This is a genomic window from Larkinella arboricola, assembly GCF_003259745.1.
Classification (GTDB): Bacteria; Bacteroidota; Bacteroidia; order Cytophagales; family Spirosomataceae; genus Larkinella; species Larkinella arboricola.
The window spans coordinates 516682-533973 of sequence record NZ_QLMC01000005.1; the positions used below are offsets into that span (position 1 = coordinate 516682).

Annotated in this window: 13 protein-coding genes; 10 read left to right on the forward strand and 3 right to left on the reverse strand. The window is 53.7% G+C overall.

Annotation, left to right across the window (positions count from 1 at the left end; all coding sequences use genetic code 11):
* The first annotated feature begins 161 nt into the window (after nt 1-161).
* The 5 genes from LX87_RS21375 (at nt 162) to LX87_RS21395 (ending at nt 8498) form a co-directional block, all read left to right on the forward strand.
* Nucleotides 162-3209, forward strand: a complete 3048-nt coding sequence (locus tag LX87_RS21375; protein WP_111630297.1) for a SusC/RagA family TonB-linked outer membrane protein — start codon at nt 162-164, stop codon at nt 3207-3209.
* A 47-nt stretch (nt 3210-3256) separates the two neighbouring features.
* Nucleotides 3257-4630 (forward strand): RagB/SusD family nutrient uptake outer membrane protein, encoded by a 1374-nt coding sequence (locus tag LX87_RS21380; RefSeq protein ID WP_111630298.1) that lies wholly within the window; start codon nt 3257-3259, stop codon nt 4628-4630.
* 66 nt (nt 4631-4696) lie between these two features.
* The gene (locus LX87_RS21385; RefSeq protein WP_111630299.1) at nt 4697-5524 is read left to right on the forward strand and encodes a Calx-beta domain-containing protein; all 828 of its coding nucleotides are present in this window, start codon (nt 4697-4699) and stop codon (nt 5522-5524) included.
* Nucleotides 5525-5563: 39 nt separating this feature from the next.
* Nucleotides 5564-6055: a hypothetical protein gene (locus tag LX87_RS21390; RefSeq protein WP_111630300.1), complete on the forward strand. Its 492-nt coding sequence runs from the start codon at nt 5564-5566 to the stop codon at nt 6053-6055.
* A gap of 61 nt (nt 6056-6116) precedes the next feature.
* Nucleotides 6117-8498, forward strand: coding sequence for a M43 family zinc metalloprotease (locus tag LX87_RS21395; protein WP_111630301.1), 2382 nt, complete (start codon nt 6117-6119; stop codon nt 8496-8498).
* Nucleotides 8499-8555: 57 nt separating this feature from the next.
* On the opposite strand, the gene LX87_RS21400 is transcribed toward LX87_RS21395, so the two are convergent.
* Nucleotides 8556-9395: a TIM barrel protein gene (locus LX87_RS21400; protein ID WP_211325352.1), complete on the reverse strand. Its 840-nt coding sequence runs from the start codon at nt 9393-9395 to the stop codon at nt 8556-8558.
* 84 nt (nt 9396-9479) lie between these two features.
* Complete coding sequence (locus tag LX87_RS21405) at nt 9480-9809, reverse strand: DMT family protein (protein ID WP_111630302.1); 330 nt, start codon at nt 9807-9809, stop codon at nt 9480-9482.
* Nucleotides 9810-9935: 126 nt separating this feature from the next.
* On the opposite strand from LX87_RS21405, the gene LX87_RS21410 reads away from it, so the two are divergent.
* Nucleotides 9936-10598 (forward strand): endonuclease III domain-containing protein, encoded by a 663-nt coding sequence (locus tag LX87_RS21410; protein ID WP_111630303.1) that lies wholly within the window; start codon nt 9936-9938, stop codon nt 10596-10598.
* 125 nt (nt 10599-10723) lie between these two features.
* Here the strand turns inward: LX87_RS21410 and LX87_RS21415 are convergent, their stop codons facing one another.
* Nucleotides 10724-11689, reverse strand: coding sequence for a fasciclin domain-containing protein (locus LX87_RS21415; RefSeq protein ID WP_229310760.1), 966 nt, complete (start codon nt 11687-11689; stop codon nt 10724-10726).
* A 213-nt stretch (nt 11690-11902) separates the two neighbouring features.
* On the opposite strand from LX87_RS21415, the gene LX87_RS21420 reads away from it, so the two are divergent.
* The 4 genes from LX87_RS21420 (at nt 11903) to LX87_RS21435 (ending at nt 17204) form a co-directional block, all read left to right on the forward strand.
* The gene (locus tag LX87_RS21420) at nt 11903-12544 is read left to right on the forward strand and encodes an RNA polymerase sigma factor (protein ID WP_111630305.1); all 642 of its coding nucleotides are present in this window, start codon (nt 11903-11905) and stop codon (nt 12542-12544) included.
* Between the two features lie 71 nt (nt 12545-12615).
* Nucleotides 12616-13611 carry a FecR family protein gene (locus tag LX87_RS21425; RefSeq protein WP_111630306.1) on the forward strand — a complete coding sequence of 332 codons (996 nt, stop codon included), beginning with the start codon at nt 12616-12618 and terminating at the stop codon, nt 13609-13611.
* A gap of 8 nt (nt 13612-13619) precedes the next feature.
* Nucleotides 13620-16292: a TonB-dependent receptor gene (locus LX87_RS21430; protein ID WP_111630307.1), complete on the forward strand. Its 2673-nt coding sequence runs from the start codon at nt 13620-13622 to the stop codon at nt 16290-16292.
* Between the two features lie 3 nt (nt 16293-16295).
* On the forward strand, nt 16296-17204 hold the full coding sequence (locus tag LX87_RS21435; RefSeq protein ID WP_111630308.1) for a DUF4249 family protein: 909 nt from the start codon (nt 16296-16298) through the stop codon (nt 17202-17204).
* Nucleotides 17205-17292 lie beyond the last annotated feature (88 nt).

The following is a 17292-nucleotide window of genomic DNA, read 5'->3' on the forward strand; positions in this document are numbered from 1 at the left end:
ATCTGCGTCATTGTTACTGTTACATAAATTTTTATTTGGTATACACCGATAAACATTACTTCATCGTTTATTATTCTGGAAAATAAGTATATTGAACGGCCGGGATAGAGGATACTTACCTTCCCATACCTGGGCATTTTGTTAACACCCTGTAACCGTAGATGATAAAACGTTATACTTTTTTAAGTTGTTGGCTGTTACTCATTGTCCTGACGGGAAGTCTGGCATTTGGGCAAACCCGCCGGGTAACGGGCCGGGTCACCGCAGCGCAGGACGGAACGACGCTGCCCGGTGTTAACGTCGTTGTAAAAGGAACAACCGTGGGTGTCAGCACCGACGCTAGCGGTAATTACAGCATCAATGTACCCGACGATCGAACCGTTCTGACGTATTCGTCCATTGGTCTGGTGGCACAGGACATTCCCATCAACAACCGCTCGGTGATCAACGTGCAGATGGCCGAATCCGTTAATGAACTGGCGCAGGTGGTGGTGACGGGCTACAACTCCGCCCAGAAAAAGGACATTACAGGCTCAATTGCTTCCGTCACCAGCGATAAATTTAAAGAAATTCCCGTTGCCAGCGTCGACCAGGCGTTGCAGGGACAGGCAGCCGGGGTACAGGTCTCGCAATCATCGGGAACACCGGGCGGTGGGATCACGGTCCGGGTACGGGGCAGTACGTCGATTTCGGCCAGCAACCGGCCCTTGTTCATTGTCGATGGCGTCCCGGTGGAAGATGGCCTTTTGTCGTCCCGAGATTTTGGAGGGCAGACGGATAACGCTTTCGCCTTGCTGAATCCGAACGATATTGAATCCATTCAGGTCCTGAAAGATGCGTCGGCCAAAGCTATTTATGGTTCTCGGGCGGCCAACGGTGTTGTCCTGATCAATACCAAAAAAGGGAAAGCGAATCAAAAGACCACCTTTACGGCCGACGTGCAGCGTGGCATTACCGAAATTGTTCGTAAACCGGACTTGCTGAATTCAACGGAGCTCCTGGAGCTTCAGCGCGAAGCCGTTAGTAATGCCGGACAGGACCCGGATAAACTCGGCCTGATAAAAGGGGTTACCGACGGAATCAATACCGACTGGGTGGATGCGGTGCTGCGCCGGGGTATTTACCAGCAATACCAGCTTTCGGCGACGGGCGGCAATGAGCGGACTACCTTTTACCTCAGTGGTAATTTTCGCGACGAAGAAGGTATTCAGTTAAACAACCGGTTCACCCGGATGTCCGGGAAGTTCAGTTTTACCCATAAAGCCAATTCGGCCCTGTCGTTTGGTATTGACAACTTATCTCTCTCTCGGGCGCTCAACAAACGGGTTAAAGGAGACAACTTTCTGGATGGTGTTTATTCGGGTGCAGTGAAAAGCTTGCCTTATTATTCGCCTTATAATGAACAGGGCAAACTCTACGGTCCGAACGATCCGAATTATCAGGGTTTTCCAAACTTTAACCCGGTAGCGCAGGCATTATTGCCGCGTTTTGATTCGTACACCGTTAAAATGCTCGGCGGTCTTTTTGTGGAATACGAATTACTGCAAAATCTGCGGTTCCGGACCAAAGCCAGTATCGATTACAACCAGGTAACGGAAGATCAGTTTGAGTCATCGCAAACGGCTATAGGCGGTTATCTGTCAAACGTTGGCGGACAAGGCTACGGCGTTTATTCATCCGGCACGTATACAACCTTTATTAATACCAACACGCTTACTTACAATACAATTCTGGACGAAAAACACCGAATCAGCGCATTGGCGGGATTGGAGGTTTTACAACGGCAGGAACGGTCGGGCAGTGTACAGGGCCGGTTATTTCCCAGCGATGACTTTACGTACATTACTTCTGCCGGTATTGTTGATCAGGGAAGCTCGACACTCATAAAAAGCGGGTTGATTTCGACGTTTGGCGAACTGCGTTACGATTACGACGAACGTTATTTAGCCACCGCAACGGCCCGCTACGATGGGTCGTCGCGCTTCGGGCGTGACCGCCAATTCGGTTTTTTTCCCTCCGTTTCGCTGGGCTGGCGAATCTCGCAGGAAAACTTTATGGAACGTTTCCGCTTCCTGAACGACCTGAAACTGCGGGGAAGCTTTGGATATACCGGTAACGAACGCATTGGTGATTTTCAGTTTCTGGGAACCTGGGAGTCGGCCACATACAGTGGAGCAACGGGCGTAGGACCAACCGCCCTGGCTAACCCAACGCTGCAATGGGAACGCACCCGCGAAGCCAACCTAGGTCTGGATGCTTCCTTTTTCAATGGCCGTCTTAGCTTCAGCGTGGATGTATACGATAACCTGACCGACCGGTTACTGTTTGCAGAACCCATTGCGGGCACAACCGGTTTTACATTTTTGCAGGGAAATATCGGAAAAGTGTCGAACCGGGGTATTGAACTGGCGGTGTCGAGTGTTAACTTCGACCGGAACGGATTCCGCTGGAGCACGGATCTGAACCTGTCACATAACCGCAATGAAGTAGTCGAACTGGCCAGCACAGAACCGCTGTTCCGTGGCTATTCCGGGAATGGGGTCAGTAATACAAATGTCGTATTGCCCGGTCAGCCGCTAGGGACGTTCTGGGGGTTAAAATTCCTGGGAGTCGATCCGGCGACGGGCGATGCCATCTATGAAGATCTAAACGGCGATGGCCGAATTACACCAGATGATGGGCAGGTAATCGGAAATGCCCAGCCTAAGCTGTTTGGCGGTTTAACGAACCGTCTGTCCTGGAAGGGGTTTGATCTAAGTGTTTTCCTGCAAGGTTCGTACGGCAATAAAATGCTGAATTTTACCAGCACCAGTACGATCAATACCGGCGCAGACTTGCAGACCAACCAATCGCGGAAGGCGCTCCAACGCTGGCAGAAACCCGGCGACATCACCAGTGTGCCACGGTATGTATATGAAAATACGTACAATAACTACCACAGCAGCCGGTTTGTTGAAGATGGGTCTTACCTGCGCTTAAAGAATGTTTCGTTGGGATATAACCTGCCTAAAAAGTATGTAGAACGGCTGCGGATTGTCTCAACGGCGCGGATTTCAGTTTCCGGTACTAATCTGTGGACGTTGACCCGTTACACCGGTCCGGATCCGGAAGTCAGCACCTTAGATGGCTCGACAACGGCTCAGGGTATCGACTTGTATACTATTCCGCAGTACAAAACCTTGATGGCTGGTGTCACGTTGACTTTTTAAGATTTTACGATTCTCAAGCGATCTCAGCGCAGGTTGCGTTTAAAGTTATGAGCCGACTTCCGATTTATATTATTGTCTTTTTGTTTGCACTGACTTCCTGCAACGAAGTACTGGAGCCAAAACCGGTTGATTTGCTCGTTGATGAACTGGTGCTAAATGAGCCACAGGATGTTGAACCGGTCCGGATTGGAGCCTATAATGCCTTGCGGGGCATGGCTTCACCGATTATTATCGCCGGTGACTTTACGGGGGATTACATCCGGCATAACGGAACCTTTACGGACTACCGGGAGCTGGGTACCAAGCAGATAACCCCGGCCAACGGAGCAGTTGAAGCGTTCTGGAACCGGATTTATCGAACCATTTATGTCGCTAATTTTCTTCTGGAACGGTTACCTGAGATCAGTGGCGTAAATAGCGAAACGCGAACTCAGGTATTAGCCGAGGCTCGGTTTCTGCGCGGCTTTGCTTATTTTATTGGAGCTTATACCTATGGTGATATTCCCTTGGTTACAACCACGGATCAGGGCGTAAACCGAACCATTCCCAAGTCGTCGAAGGCTGATATTCTGGCGTTTGCGCTGGCTGATTTGCAGGCTGCTCTGGCTGATCTGCCTGATCCCTCAAGTACGAGCAACTCGACCACAAACGCAACTTATGCCAATAAAATTACGGCCCGGGCGGTTCTGGCGCGGTATTACCTTTATCAAAAGAATTGGGCACAGGCCGAGCAGTATGCAACCCAGGTAATCGACTCAAAAGTCTATTCGATGGTAACGAACTATGTTAATATCGTTACGCAGGATTTTACCACCGAATCCATTCTGGAAGTTGGATATGGCCTTTCGGATGATCCCGGAACGGGAGATTATGCCTTAAACAACCTGTTGGTAGGCCGTCGGGAGGTTATTCCTGCGGATCAGCTCGTCGTATCACTCTATTCAACGGAATCGGGTGAACGCAGGCAGACGCTTTCCTTCAATCCCCAAAATCAGCGCGGTGATGATAATGGCTGGACGGTATTAAAGTACGGTACCGCCAGCGAAGATAACAACAACATTGTGCTGATGCGGCTGGCGGAAATGTACCTGATTCGGGCTGAGGCTCGGGCGCAACAGAATAAAATAACCGGAACGGGCGGGGCCGTTGCTGATATTAACGTGTTACGGGCCCGGGCCAAAGCCCCCAATGTCGTAGCCGCTAGCCAGGCCGATGCCTTGTCGGCGGTTGAACGCGAAAGGGTATACGAACTGGCTTTTGAAGGACACCGCTGGTATGATCTGGTCCGAACAGGCAGGGCGCAGGCGGTGATGTCGGCGTTCTCACCTAACTGGAACAGTCGGTATGAGCGCTGGCCGATTCCGCAGAGTGAAATCCAGCGAAATCCGTCTTTACAGGGACAGCAAAATCCGGGCTATTAGGCCGCCAGATCAAAGAGTTTGGCACCGGATAAAAAAGAGTAGTGGCGCACAAATGAATAGCAAATAATGAAATTGAAAGGTATACTAACCAGTACCGTACTCGCTTTACTCATTGGCCTGGCTATTGTCGCCTGCGAGACACAGGACTTCGACCGGACGTTTGAAGGCCCCTATTTTGTGCGGTTTACGGACACCACGCTGACGTATAAAGAAAGCTACAGCCAGGAGATTCCTATCCGCGTACACAACGTCGGGCCGCAACGGAATGAGCCGATTACCGTTACCTATACCGTCAGCGGGTCCGCCCGCGAAGGAAAAGACTACAGCATTGAAGGCACAAAAGGAACCGTAACAATTCCAGCGAATGAAAGCTTCGGTGAAATTCGCCTGAAATTGATCAACAACGCCAATAACATTCTGGAGTCGCAGAATCTGGTCTTTACGCTGACGGGCGTGCAGTCGGGTGATTTGCAGGTGGGTTTTGGAAAAGACGGTATTATGGGAAAAAGCATGACGTTTGTGATTCAGGATGACTGCCTGCTGAGCGGAACGTACACGGGAACCCGGCGGGTTGGCAACCAGTCGGCAACCATTCGCGATATTGCTATTACCAGTTCGGATTGCAAAACCTACACGGTGACCAACTGGAACATCGGTTTGTTTAGCTTTGAAGCCATTAAGGCATCGCTAACGTTTATTGACAACGGCGACAATTCACTCACCATTCCTGTGCAATCCAATCCGGAACTGGCGGCTCCGCGCGACACCATCAGTGGTACCGGTTCGTGGAACCCGCAAAACCGCCAGATTTCGCTCAATGTGCGCATTAAAGTTCCGGTGTCGGAAACGAAGGATTCGGTGGTTACGTTTCCGTTAACTTACGTGCCTCAGTAACTTATGTAATCAGGAGTTTAATATTATGTTCAGGAAGCGATGAAAACATGGATCCGATTGCTCGTTCTCTCCCTGCCGGTCATGGGGCTGTTTGCGGGCTGTTCCGAAAAAGTTGAGCCTAAGCCCATTACCTATAGCCAGTTATTAACCGGAACGGAGAAAAAAGCCTGGCGGCTGGTTACCTTTCAGGTTATAGATAACGGCAAGTCGAGTGGCGTTCAGAACGCCAGTTCATTATTTGAGTATGCCTGCGAAGCCGATGATCAGTATGTGTTTTATGCAAATGAAGAGCGCAGGTTCGAATACACCAACGGGCCCGCCAAATGCAACGACAACGAAGCGGATGTGCTGATTGAGGATAATTGGACACTCATCAACGGTAATTCCACGCTGGAATTTGCATTTCCTGTATTAGGGGGGAAATATCCGTGGACGATTAAAAATCTAACGGAAAACTCACTCACCATTGAATACTATTTTCCGGATATTGAAGCCAGTTACCGTTTTACTTTTAATTCAACCACAAAGTGAGGTAGGTAGTAAGAGTGGTACTTGCTGAACCGGCTTCTTCACCTATTGCACACGGCTGCCTATGTCTCGACGATTACTCCTTTCCCTTATCTTGTTTCTGGGTATATACAATACGCTGCTGGCCCAGTTACCCAACAACGACAAGTGCATTACCATGTACAATGATAGCGTACTACGGACCAAATACCCGCAGCTCGGTACGCTGGATGAGTTTGAAAAAACGTTGCAGAAACGCATCGAAACCATCAAGCAACTGGAGCGAACCGGGCGCCTGAAAGCCGCCGTTCTTACCATTCCGGTGGTGGTGCACGTAGTCCATGCGGGCGAAGCCGTTGGCACCGGCCGCAACATCAGCCAGGCTCAGATTCAGTCGCAGATTGAAACGCTCAACGAAGACTTTCGCCGGAAAGTCGGCACCCGGGGCTACAACGAAAACCCCGTCGGGGCAGATATCGAAATCGAATTCTGTCTGGCAACGGTCAATCCGCAGGGTGTAACTCTGCCGCAGCGCGGTATTGACCGGATCAATGGGCAAACTGGTTTTGGCAAAGGCACCTGGGCGCAGAATGACATCGAAAACCTGCTGAAACCCAATACATACTGGGACCCTGAACGGTATTACAACATCTGGGTGCTCGACTTTGCCGCTACGGACAACCGGCTGGTCGGTTACGCCCAATTTCCCAATCAATCGAATCTGGCCGGTATGAACCCCAACAATGGTCCGGCCAGCACCGACGGGGTGGTAATCCGTTACAATTCATTTGGCAATGCCGAAAAAGGCAACTTTCCGGTATTGCAGGCGCCTTACAATCTGGGCCGAACCCTAACCCACGAAACCGGCCACTGGCTGGGCCTTCGGCATATCTGGGGCGATGCCAATTGTGGTAATGACTACGTGGATGACACCCCAACGCAGGCATCGGAAAGCCGGGGCTGCCAGAAAGGGCGGACTAGTTGTGGAACCACTAATATGGTGGAAAATTACATGGATTACTCGGACGATGCCTGCTTTAATATCTTTACGATGGGGCAAAAAGCCCGGATAAGGGCCGTCATGGAAATTAGTCCGCGCCGGGCAAACCTGATCAATTCTTCGCTCTGCGGAACCAACGTCGCCGGTCCGCCCATTCCCAACTTCCGGTCTGAGCAACGCCAGGTTCTGCTGGGCGGGCAAGTCCGTTTTGTCGATTTATCAACCAATCTTCCGACAAGCTGGCAGTGGACATTTGAGGGGGGAACCCCGTCGGCATCGGCAGAACAGAACCCAACCGTAACGTATAATACACCGGGTAAATTTAAGGTGACGCTCGTAGCGGCCAATAGCTCCGGTAGTTCTGCACCGCTCGTTCGGGAAGCTTACATTGAAGTTTTAAGTGTTGGATTATGCGCCGACCAGACAAACTTCAACGGAACGCCGACCGTACTGCGACAGCCAAACGGAACCGGTTATGTAGCCGGGCAGAACAGTCGTAAAACGCAGGCGGTTTCCGAGCTTTTTTCAAATTCATTGGCCTACAATAATATGCATGCAGCGGTTCTCCGGTTTGGAGTCGCAAAAGCGGCCAGGGGAGCCTCAACCGAATCCGTCGTTACCATTAATGTCTGGAATGCCCGGGGCATCCAAAATGGTCCGGGGGCGTTGCTGGAATCCAAAGACGTGCCTTTACGGACCATTCTGGACGATGTTGCCAATCAGCGGTCTACTACGGTGGTTTTCGACCGGAACGTGCCCCTGAGTGGGTTACCGTTCCATATTGGAATTTCCATCACCCAGGCAGCCGGGGATACGATTGCGCTAATGACAACCCGAAACGGCGAGTCAACCCAGGCTTCCGCCTGGTTCCAGAATGCACAGGGCGATTGGGCTCGTTATTCCGACAGTCTGGGGCTAAACGTTGCCCACCACATTACGGCCCGTGTCGGAATGAAACCATCGATACAGATCACGGCTTCGGCGCAGTTTGTATCGCCCGGTGAAGCCGTCACGCTCAACGCACGGGGGGCGGGTATCTTTAACTGGTCGGGCCAGAATCTGAGCAGTACATTAGGAGCGCAAGTTATTGCCCGGCCTACCCAAACTACCTCGTATACCGTAACCGGGTCGGGGCTGGATCTGTGTAATGCAACGGCTACGGCCCGGATTTTTGTTGGAGCTGGTTCCATTACCGAAGTGCCTACGACACTACCGGACCAAGCGATCACCATTACGCCCAACCCCAGCGATGGGCTGGCTAAGCTGGCCTTCCGGAACACGTCGCGCGGGGTGCTGACGCTGTCGGTACGGAATCTGACCGGGGTGGAAGTTCTCAGGCAGCAGTTCCAGAAGACCGAAGACGGTTTTGAACGAAACCTGGACCTGCGAACCATGGCAAGCGGCTTGTATCTGATCGAGGTCAGGATCGGTGATCAGGTCGTCAGGAAGAAAATTGTGAAACAATAAAATCGGAGGGGCCAGCTAGTTAGCTGGCCCCTCCGATTTTAAAGAATAATGACGGTATTAGTAAGTTAGCTTCGCCAGGTAATCAAAATCGTATTTGGCGCTTTCCATGGCGGTTTTCGGGTATTCTTCCTGCTCCACAAAGAAGTGTTTCATACCGGCTTTGTCCATGTTTTTGAGCATCTTCACAATGTCGATCTGGCCTTTGCCGAATTCGGTGCTTTCCTTTTTCTTGGCATCCATGTCTTTCAGGTGCCAGAGCGGGAAACGGCCCGGGTACTTGGCAAAATACTTCAGCGGATCGTTGCCCGTCAGGATGGCCCAACCCAGGTCCATCTCCATTTTTACCAGCTTTGGGTCGCTTTTCTCGATCAGAATGTCGTACAGCACCTTGCCGTTTTTCTTTTCAAATTCATAATCGTGGTTGTGGTAACCAAATACCAGATTGGTTTTCTGGCAGTCTTCAGCGGCTTTGGAAAACAGGTCGGCGCAGCGCTCGTAATTGGAAATGGTTTGGCCCTCCGATGGCAGGGATGAACATACGAGGTAACTCTGCCCGGCTTCGGCGGCCATATCCACCGACCGTTTCCAGTCTTTGTCGATGTGCACGTGCCCGCTGCGAACGGTCATGCCCAGGTCACTGGCAATTTTCCTGATTTCTTTCGGTTTCAGACCGTAATAATTCCCTTTGTCGCTGCGAGCCGATTCCAGCTCCTTGTAACCGATCTTGGCCAGTTGTTTCAGCGTTCCGACGGCGTCGGCCAGCATTTCCTTGCGGACCGTATAGAGTTGAATACCAACGTTTTTTACTTTAGCGGCTTCGGAAAGAGATGGGAATAAAAGCGCCCCGGCGGCCAGACTCCCCGATGTTTTCAGAAAATTCCTTCTGCTTGTCATCATAGTTTGATTAAAAATACGGATGCAATAACGGCTCTATAAGTCGTAAACGGATAAAGTCTACTAACCCGGTTTTCGGGCCGCAACCTACCATTTTTTAAAGACAAAAAAGACCGCCAGGACAATGAACAAAAAGCCAACAATGTAATTCCACTTAATTTCTTCTTTCAGATAAAAAACTGCGAAGGCCACAAACACCAGCAGACTGACCACTTCCTGAATGGTTTTGAGTTGAAAAGCAGTGAATTGATACGAACCAATGCGGTTGGCGGGTACGGCCAGGCAATATTCAATAAAGGCAATCAGCCAGCTAATCAGAATCACTTTCCATAAGGATTCACCTTTGTAGCGCAGGTGCCAGTACCAGGCCGTGGTCATAAACAGATTCGAAAAAAGTAATAGAACGATGGTTCGCATGATGGTTTACAGAACGTTTGAAGAGAGTAAGCCGATAGATGGTTTCAATACCGTTACGAACGTAAATCTCCGTGAACTCTTTGGGGAAACCATAAACTTCGCGGCCTTTTTTGGGTTTAAGATTGCGTGAAGCCCAATTTTGATTTAACGCTGGTCCTGAGTCGGGTGGAGGAAGCCATCCGTCCCTATCCAAAAGCCGCCATGTTCGACTTGTTCGAGCGGGGGTACAACACGGTTTTTGAACAACTGATTTCCTGCATCATTTCCATCCGGACGCTCGACGAAACCACCATTCCGGTGTCCCTGCGGCTTTTTGAAGTCGCCCGAACGCCCCAGCAACTCCTGAAACTCGACCCGGCGGCTCTGGCCGAACTGCTCTACGGAACGCAGTATCCGGACCAAAAAGCCTACACAATGCTGGGGATTGCCAAACGGGCCGTGGAAGAATTTAACGGCCAGATTCCCGCCGATTTCGAAACGCTGACTTCGTTTAAAGGCGTTGGCCCCAAGTGTGCCAATTTGACGCTGGGCGTAGCCACCGGGCAGGCCGCCATTAGCGTCGATATTCACGTGCACCGCGTCACCAACCGCTGGGGATATGTCCGGACCGGTCAGCCCGAGCAGACCCTGAAGGTATTGGAAAAGCAGGTGCCCGTAGCGCAATGGATTGACATCAACCGGCTGCTGATGCCGTTCGGAAAGCACATCTGTACCGGAACGCTGCCGAAGTGCTCCACCTGCCCCGTCCTGGAATACTGCGAACAGGTGGGCGTAACCAGGCATCGCTGACCAGCCCTGAAACCGTTTTTTGGAAGAACCGCCTGACATAAAAAAACTCCGTCCAAAATTGGCGGAGCTTTTCGATAGGGTTCGCAATCCTGCGAACGTTTGTAGAACGGCTTCTACTGCGTAAATCAGGGCAGCAGCACCCGGTCAATCACGTGTACAACACCGTTGGTTGCCAGGATGTTGGCCCGTGTTACCTTGGCGGTCTGGTTGTTGTTGCCATTGCCCAGGAAGCCGACGCCGGTATTGGAGACGTCCGCACGGAGCGTACCCCCCTGCGCCGTGGTCACCGTGGCGTCATCAGTTAGGTTAGTAGAAAAGGCCCGGCTTGCAATCACGTGATACGTCAGAATGTTTGTCAGCGTCTGAACAGGCGCGGCATTGATTGCAGCGGCATCCGCAAAACCGGCTGCCTGAAACGCGGCATTGGTCGGGGCCAGCACCGTCAGCGGACCCGCAGCCGACAGGGCATCCAGAACAGGGGCTCCACCCCGGGTAACGGCGGCTACCAGCAGACTCAGCTCCGGATTGGCCTGGGCAATCTGAACGATGTTTTGCGTCGCAGGCATCAGCACTCGATCAATCACGTGAATGACACCGTTTGAAGCTCCCAGGTCGGCCTGCGTAACGCGTGCGCCGTTGACCGAAACACCGGTAGCGTCTTTGGTGACGTAAAGCGTGCCGTTGCTGAGCGTCGGTACGGCGGTATTGGCCGCCGTCGGGATGTCGGCCGCTCCGATGCGCTGACCCACCACATGGTATTGCAGAACGGCTTGCAGGGTTTCAACGGGTGCCGCATTGATGGCGGCTTCGTTGGCAAAACCGGCCGCCTGGAAAGCCGCATTGGTCGGCGCAAAAACCGTCAGCGTACCCGTTCGCAGGGCGTCGGCCAGCCCGGCCCGGACGACAGCCGCTTCCAGCAGGCTAAAGTCGGCATTGTTGACGACGGCATCAGTGATGTTGGAAAGCGCCGGTTGATCGTCGTCATCGTCGTTGTTACAACCCGACAACGTTACCAGTGATGCACTGAGCAGGACGACCGTAGCCATACGCAGGCGGCTGAACGGTCGGAGAATGGATGGAATGGACATCATGAACTCGTTTGATTAAACAGGTTTGTTACTGACCAGCCCCGGCTAATCCGGGCCTGTTGCCTCATAGTATCGCGTCGTTGAAGGATCTCACAAAAAATTTTCTTCTTTTTTGAAAAAACCGGTTTTCGGATTTCCGGAGGCCAGACCCTAACATTTTAGTTAGTCAATCCGTTACCCCCTCTGACATTAGATAGACCAAACCGACAAGTCTGTATGGCTTACTCCGTACCGGAAATACCGCATGCGCTCTGGCAGGGCCTGAAACGGCGCGACCCGCACAGCCTGAGCGCGCTGTATCGGTTGACTTACAGCGATCTGCTGAATTTTGGAATGTATTTTGGCTTTACTGCCACCGTGACGAAAGATGCGATTAACCAGTTGTATGCCGAATGGTGGGAGCGGGGAGAGCAGTTGCCCGAGGTCGTCAATCTCCGTTCGTACCTTATTACCGCCCTTCGGCGCAAGCTCATGAAAGATTTCAGGCACGATGCGCGGTTTTCCGAACTGACCGTTCTGGATGGAGCCACTCTGGACGGAGCCGCTCTGGACGGAGCCGCCGAACCGCCTTATGAAGAACTGATTGTGCAGGCACAGGAGCAGGAGCATAGGCAGCAACAGCTCCGGCTGGCACTCGACCGGCTGACGCCCCGCCAGCGCCAGTTGATTGAACTGCGGTTTTTCCGGAACAAACGCAACGAGGAAATCGCCGAGTCGACGGGGATGCACATCAACACGGTTTACAATACCCTGTCGTCGGCGCTCAAACTGCTCCGGCAGACGCTGGCCCCCGGCTCGAAAGAAAAAACTTCGCTGATTCATGTTTGGTGGTTGCTTTTTGCCATATTCGGCTTGTGAGATTCCAGTGGTTACTGGTACTATTGATCAGCACTTAACCCCGGTCCTCTTTTCGGGTATTGACGGTATTCATGCAGTTCGAGGATTACAAGACCGACGATTTTTTGATGGACGACAGTTTTGTGGCCTACCGCACCAGGAGCAATTCGGCCGCCGTCGCGTTCTGGACGGAATGGCAGCGCGGGCTTCCCCCTAATCTGGCGGAATTCCGGGAGGCTGAGCGGCTTTTTGATGTACTCAGTGGCAACAGGCCCGAGCTGGAGCAGTCGCTCGAAGAACTGAAAGGGTTGATTGCCGACCGGGAGAAAACCCGGGCTGTCGACTGGCAACCGAAGCGGAAAGGCTTCTGGCGGGGGCGGTGGCTTCTGGCGGCCTGTGTGCTGCTGGTGTGCGGGCTGGGTGGCTACTGGTTATGGCAGAATCAGCCGGTTTCTTACGAGACAGCCTACGGTGAGCAGCGCGTAGTGCCATTGCCCGATGGTTCACAGGTGACGCTCAACAGCCATTCGCGCCTGACGTTCCGGCGGAACTGGTCGGCGGCTGAAAACCGTGAGGTAACGCTTGACGGTGAGGGTTTTTTTGTGGTTCGGCATTTGGCAACGAACGCGCCGTTTCGGGTATTGACGGCTGACGCCTTTCGGGTTGAAGTCCTGGGAACGGAATTTACCATGACCCACCGCGACCGGCTGCAACGCGTGGTGCTGCACGAAGGGAAGGTGCAGGTCAGCGGGGCTGCGGATGGGAAAATCCTGGAGCTGCGGCCGGGGCAACTGGCCGAACGAGACACCCGAACCGGCCAGTTGAGCCAGCGTACCGCTCTACCTGAACGGTACAATGCCTGGCTGCGGAACCAGCTGTCGTTTGACGGGGCCACCCTGCCCGAAGCGGTTCGGCAGATCGAGGAGCAGTTTGGCGTACAAATCAGGTTGGCGCCGGGTGCTGATGCGGGACGACGATTTACCGGTATTTTGCCCATGAAAAATCCCGATCACCTCATCAACATTGTAGCCAAGTATAATGGGTTAACCGTCAGGCGTGAAGCCGATGCGTATGTCTTAACCCGCTGAACCCGAGCATGAATATACCTGTACGCAGCAGCGGATGGTGCCGAATCTGGATGTATGGCTGGTTAACGGCGCTGGGGTTAACCGGAACGCTGTCGCGTGCCCAGTCGCCGGTAGCGCTGGAGCGTTTGCTGCAAACCCTGAATCAGAAGCGGGGGACTTATTTTCTGTACGATGAAGGGCTGCTGAAAGGGGTGCGGATTACGGCATCAGTGAATTGGAAAGCCCCAACCGAAACCATTCTGGCAACCCTGCTGACCGGCACCGGATTGACGTTCCGTCAGTTAAATGACTGTTACCTGATTGAGTCCGGGCCAACGATCGCCAGTCCGGCACCTGCTAGCCGGGCCGCAGGGCAGACGGTGACCGTCAGCGGCTTTGTTCGCGAAAAAGACAGCCGCGAGCAGATCAACGGCGCAACGGTTTATGCCGGGACGGCTGCCACAACCACCAACCCGTATGGCTACTACGTCCTGCGGATTCCGGCGCGTGATACGGTCGAACTGACCGTGTCGATGGTGGGATACCAGCGGTTTTACCGCCGGATGAGCTTTGTTAAGCCGGGTTCGCTGGATATCGATTTAATGCCCAATACCTTGCTGGATGAAGTGGTGCTGACCGATGCGGCTGGCGAGCGGGCGTTGGGTTCGGCCAGAACCGGGCGGTTGCTGCTGCCAGCCGCGCAGATTGCCAGTACGCCCGCTTTGCTGGGTGAAAAAGACGTACTCCGAACGTTGCAGTTTGTCGCGGGAATTCAGCCGGGGCTGACCGGGCAGGTGGGACTGCACGTGCGCGGGGGCGGGGCCGACCAGAACCTCCTGATGCTCGACGAAGCCCCGGTTTATAATGCCAATCACCTGTTTGGTTTTTTTTCCGCCATTAATGTCGATGCTTTAAAAAACGTGAAGCTGGAAAAAGGCGGTTTTTCGTCGCGGTACGGCGGTCGGCTGTCGTCGGTGGTGGATATGGCGATGCGGGAGGGCAACCGGCAGCAGTTGAAAGGTGCTGCGGGCACGGGTATTCTGACTTCCCGGCTGTTGCTGGAAGGGCCGCTGGTGCGCGGTAAGGCGTCTTTTCTGGTGGCCGCCCGTCGCTCAAACCTGAGCCCTGTGTTGGGTAACTTCATTGCGTCGGTGGTAGAAGATTATAGCGGAACTGCCTGGAAAGCGGGCTTTTATGACCTGAATGCCAAGCTGAACGTTGACCTGAACCGGTCGAACAAGCTATATCTGAGCGGGTATGTTGGCCGTAATCATTTTGGCGGAGGGGATAGCCTGAACCAGACCCAGCGGTGGCTGAACGAGCTTACCTGGCAGAATCAGACCGGCAACCTGCGCTGGAATCACTTGTTTTCCGAAAAGCTGTTCAGCAACACGTCGCTGATTTTTAGTCGGTATGACTTTGAAACGCACCGCCAGTACGTCAGCACCGCAGAACCCCGGGCCGGACTGGTGACCGATTTTTGGCGGTATTTCGACGGCCTGACGGATGTAACCGTCAAATCCGATTTCGACTACTTCCCGGTTTCCCGGCATCACCTGCAAGTGGGCCTGATCAGCACGTACCGGGCTTACCGGCTCAATGGCTTCCAGATGACAACCTCGTCGGCGCTGGAAAACCAGTCGGGGCTGGAAAAAACCGCATCGCTCGAAACATCGGCCTATGCCGAAGATACCTGGCAATCCGGCAACCGGCTCACCCTCAGTGCCGGTGGACGATTGACCCATTACCGCAGCGGGGGGCATACGTCCCTGCGGGCCGAACCCCGGCTGGCTATAGCCGTCAAACTGACGGAAAAACAGGCACTGCGGGCGTCTTTTTCCGACATGAGTCAGTTTGTTCACCTGTTGTCGAACACCGGGCTGGGGCTGCCTACCGACTTATGGGTCCCGGCTACCGACCTCATTAAACCGCAACGGGCGCGGCAGGTGGTACTGGGGCTGGTACGGGATTTCAACCCGCGCTGGCAGCTCACCGTCGAAGCCTACCGAAAATGGATGCGGCACGTGATCAGCTACCGCGAGGAGGCCGACTTCATTGGCATTACGAGCGCCGTTCGGGCCGCTGAAGTAAGCTGGGAACGCAATGTTACCTCGGGACACGGACAGGCTTCCGGTCTGGAAACGACCCTGCAATCGCACTCCGGTCGGCTGACGGGCTCGCTCAATTACACCTGGTCCGTAACGCGCTGGCGGTTTCCTGAACTCAACAACGGGAAGGCGTTTTATCCGTTGCACGACCGGCGGCACAGTGTATCGCTGACCGGTTTGTATACCTTTACCCCCCGTTTGCGGCTGTCGGCGGCCTGGACGTTCAGCTCCGGCAATCCGTTTTCGGTACCCGTATCCGGCGTACCCAGTTTCGGGCATTGGGGACTCGGAAAACCGGATGTGGCCATCAGCCCTTCCGAGCAACTGTTTGGAACGGAAACACCCCTGGTACAGGTCCAGACGGCATTCAGCAACTTCCGGGCGCAGGCCAGCCACCGGCTGGATGTAACGCTACAGGCCGACCTGGGCCGGGGGCGGTTTCGGCACCGGCTGGAAGTAGGAGCCGTCAATGCGTACGGACGTCGGAATCCGTTCTATTACGACCTGATTATCAACCCGGCCGGAGTGTTGTCGCTTCGGCGCGTGTCGCTGTTTACGTTTGTGCCTTCTGTCAATTACCTGGTTTATTTCTGACCGATGCGAACCGTACTGACGCTTTTTCTGGGAATGATGCTGACGGCCTGTCTCCGGTCGGTCGATGAATTGTCGGTGGATGCCTTACCCATCGACCGGGTGACCAAGCCGAATGTGGTCTGTTTCATCTCTCCGCAGGATACGGTTTTGACCGCCAAAATCGCGATGTCTGAACCGCAGATCGTCTCGTCGTTTACCGAATCGCTGGTGGTCAAAGATGCGGTGGTGTTGCTCAGCGACAGCAGCCGGAGCATTCAGCTCGTGTATGACGATAAACTGATGTATTACCGGGCCGTTCCGCAGGGGCGGTTTACGATCCGGCCCGGAATGACGTACCGCCTGACGGTGAGCATGAGCGGGAACCGGAGTGTGACGGCGGAGGCCACGGTACCGCAGGCCGTTCTGATTGACCGGGTTTCGGTGGATTCGACGGTGACACGCAACAGCGCCAATGCGGCCCTGACCACGTATACCACCACCCTTTACTGGACCTCACCGGGCACGGGCAGGAACGGCTCGAATTATTACCGGGGATGGGCCGAAATTGATCAGCAGATTGTCGAACGGGAAACCGGTCTGCCCGTAAGCCGTCGGACCAGCGAGCCGTCGTTTTTTGTCGAACGGGAAACCGGGCAGGCTGGAGCGCTGCGGCTTATGACCGGCCAGCACACCCTGCTGACGGGGCCGACGACGGGTACGCAAACGCAGCGAATCCGGGCTGGGTTGCTGACAACCGATGAGAATTATTACCGGTATCACACGTCCCTGCGGGAACAGTTTGTGAATCAGCAGCAGAACTTTGCCAATCCAACCGTGCTGTATTCCAACATTGCGGGCGGGTACGGTTTGTTTGCGGCTTACAATGGTTCGTATATAACCGTAGAGCCAGCGAACCAGCGGTCCAGTAAGTAGGCGGTTCCAGTCTAAAACCGCCGTCGTTGCGCCGTGGTACGGTTTTCAGGAAACCAACCCCTTTGAAAAACGGATGCTGGCCGGGTAT

Coding starts and splice junctions, on each gene's coding strand:
- LX87_RS21375 (WP_111630297.1), top strand. CDS start 162: ATGATAAAACGTTATACTTTTTTAAGTTGTTGGCTGTTACTCATTGTC.
- LX87_RS21380 (WP_111630298.1), top strand. CDS start 3,257: ATGAGCCGACTTCCGATTTATATTATTGTCTTTTTGTTTGCACTGACT.
- LX87_RS21385 (WP_111630299.1), top strand. CDS start 4,697: ATGAAATTGAAAGGTATACTAACCAGTACCGTACTCGCTTTACTCATT.
- LX87_RS21390 (WP_111630300.1), top strand. CDS start 5,564: ATGAAAACATGGATCCGATTGCTCGTTCTCTCCCTGCCGGTCATGGGG.
- LX87_RS21395 (WP_111630301.1), top strand. CDS start 6,117: ATGTCTCGACGATTACTCCTTTCCCTTATCTTGTTTCTGGGTATATAC.
- LX87_RS21400 (WP_211325352.1), bottom strand. CDS start 9,395: ATGATGACAAGCAGAAGGAATTTTCTGAAAACATCGGGGAGTCTGGCC.
- LX87_RS21405 (WP_111630302.1), bottom strand. CDS start 9,809: ATGCGAACCATCGTTCTATTACTTTTTTCGAATCTGTTTATGACCACG.
- LX87_RS21415 (WP_229310760.1), bottom strand. CDS start 11,689: ATGATGTCCATTCCATCCATTCTCCGACCGTTCAGCCGCCTGCGTATG.
- LX87_RS21420 (WP_111630305.1), top strand. CDS start 11,903: ATGGCTTACTCCGTACCGGAAATACCGCATGCGCTCTGGCAGGGCCTG.
- LX87_RS21425 (WP_111630306.1), top strand. CDS start 12,616: ATGCAGTTCGAGGATTACAAGACCGACGATTTTTTGATGGACGACAGT.
- LX87_RS21430 (WP_111630307.1), top strand. CDS start 13,620: ATGAATATACCTGTACGCAGCAGCGGATGGTGCCGAATCTGGATGTAT.
- LX87_RS21435 (WP_111630308.1), top strand. CDS start 16,296: ATGCGAACCGTACTGACGCTTTTTCTGGGAATGATGCTGACGGCCTGT.